This is a genomic window from Streptomyces sp. NPDC015127, from assembly GCF_043080095.1.
GTDB lineage: Bacteria > Actinomycetota > Actinomycetes > Streptomycetales > Streptomycetaceae > Streptomyces.
Genome location: NZ_JBIBVE010000090.1, coordinates 1 through 2289 on the forward strand (window position 1 = coordinate 1; position 2289 = coordinate 2289).

Sequence of the window (2289 nt, forward strand, 5' to 3'; positions counted from 1 at the left end):
CGGCTCTACGACGAGACGAAAGCCTTCCCAAACCAGCCACTGGCAGATCATTCCGCCATCGCGGCTTGACGCTTATCCGCGTGGGATGTCTTGTCCGCCAAGACCACGTCCGGGGTGATTCTGGGACGGCCGGTCCGTCGGGGCACTCGTAAGCGGGTCATGACCTGCACGAATGCGGGTGCGTCACCGGCCTGGCCAGGCATGAGAACGAACGTGAGTGGCCTGCAGCGGCTGTCGGCGGCGAGGTGGATTTGGTGGTCAGTCCGCCGCGGGAGCGCCCGAGGGCATGGTCGGCCGGCTCGCCGGCCGGGGCCCCTTTTGACAGGCCCCGGCGGCGTGCTGGTGGGCGCGGACGATCGTGGAGTCGACCGCGACGACCCAGTCGAGGTCGCCTTCGGCGTCGGCCTGGGCGAGCAGGGTGGTGAAGACCTTCGCCCAGGTCCCGTCCGCAGCCCACATGCGCAGGCGGTTGTGGGCGCCCTTCCACGAGCCGAAGTGCTCTGGCAGGTCCATCCACGGCGTTCCCGTGCGGTACTTGAACGCGATCGCATCGATCACCTGCCGGTGATCACGCCACCGCCCACCCCGCCGAGGTGTCCGGTCCGGCAGCAACGGCTCGATGCGTGCCCACTGGGCGCCAGCCAACGACACACATCAACTCAACGATCCGATGACCTGAAGGAAACGGCCTAGCCGGCCCCTTTCACTTCCCAGGGAATCCCCGTCTCCAGACAAGAAAGGCATCCGGTCTGGAGGGTTGCGGGGCGCCGGCCCGCGGCCTAGTGACGTGTTGCTCCAGAGCCATGTCGCGTGATGTGGAGTAGTGACTAATCGAGGAGCGACCGTCTACTGCCTCCGATCATGGCCATGGTAGCGCCCGTAGTCTGGACCTTCAGACGATCACGGGCCGCTTCATGCTCTGGAACGAGATCACGATCCATGCTCCCAGAACGCCTGAATCCACAGACGAAGGACCTGAGGCGGTTGCTTCGACTCGCAGAGTGTGGAGACACTCCGGTATGAGCAGCGCAGATCGTGTTGGCCTCGAATGCCGAGGCGGTGATGGAGTCGCTGACTCGCTCAGACGACCTGCAGTTGGAGAAGTTGTTTTTTGGCCCTCGCTCTGTTCGCTGGGGGGTGGGGCGTCAAGGGTTGCACGACACGGGCAGGACGGTCCTCGGCACCGCCCACTCGGACCTGGTCCTCTTCCTCGAAGCTGTCGGACATCCTCGTCCAGAGGCAGTTCTGGCCGATCCGCGCTGAATGGAGCGCGGTGGCCGCGCCTCCGGCTCGGTAGCGGGGACGCGGGTTGCGGGATCCGTCTGTTCCGCCGCGGAGACGGGTGGAGTAGTGATCACTTCCGCAGAAGCCGAGGTTCCGTGATCGAATCAGGTTGCGATTACGGCAAATGGTTCCCCCTGTCGCATCGCTGTGGGCTGTCTCACGGGGCGGAGGCAGCCCACCTCCATTTCCGCCCCAGTTTTGCAGCCACTCGTTCTGCGGGCGATCTTCGCCCGTGGTTGGTTCTCGGCCTACGTCCTGAGGGCTGAGCTGGCAGGGGCTGCCGGGGGGCTTCCGTTCACGGCTGACTTGGACTGTTACCAAACGAACTCGTGCATGGTTGGCGGGTGATGTATCGAGCTCCTGATCATGGTCATGTTGTGGGAACACGACTCGTGCAGCGATCATCAGCAACCGGAGCATTGCCTGCCCGTCGGCCGATGTGATCGCTGAACTCCTCGCGGAGTAGGTCCGTTGGGGCATGAACGTCACCGGGCCAGGTTTGTCTCCTGGCCCGGAAGCGGGCCGTGGGCGCCGGCGCGAAGCACCAGCATCTCCGCGGCGGGTCACTCACGACGTGCTGGCCAGGCTAGGCCGTTTCCTTCAGGTCATCGGATCGTTGGTCGACGTGTGTCATTGACTGACGCCCAGTGGGCACGCATCGAGCCGTTGCTGCCGGACCGGACACCTCGGCGGGGTGGGCGGTGGCGTGATCATCGGCAGGTGATCCGGCGGGCGGCCGCCGAGCCAGCCGAGCCGCTGGTCGGCGGGCTGCGGGACACCGTCGAACGCTGCATCAACAAGCTCAAGCAGTGGCGCGGCCTGGCCACTCGCTACGACAAGACCGCCACCATCTACCTCGCCGGACTCCACCTCGCCGCCATCTTCATCTGGTCAGCAAGACGATCCGAAGGAAACGGCCTAGTGATCTGAGTCAGAGATTCGTCGGCAGTATGCGGCGACTTTGTCGAGAATCTCGTCGGCGGTCTTCGTCCAGACGAAGGGCCT

Annotated in this window: 1 protein-coding gene and 1 pseudogene; one reads left to right on the forward strand and one right to left on the reverse strand. The window is 64.9% G+C overall.

What is annotated here, in order from left to right:
• Window positions 1-89 precede the first annotated feature (89 nt).
• Window positions 90-651 (reverse strand): annotated as a pseudogene (locus ACF08N_RS38040) (IS5 family transposase); the annotation flags it as partial.
• 1353 nt (window positions 652-2004) lie between these two features.
• Here ACF08N_RS38040 and ACF08N_RS38045 point away from each other — a divergent pair.
• Window positions 2005-2214, forward strand: coding sequence for a hypothetical protein (locus tag ACF08N_RS38045; RefSeq protein ID WP_392329265.1), 210 nt, complete (start codon window positions 2005-2007; stop codon window positions 2212-2214).
• The last annotated feature ends 75 nt before the right edge of the window (window positions 2215-2289 follow it).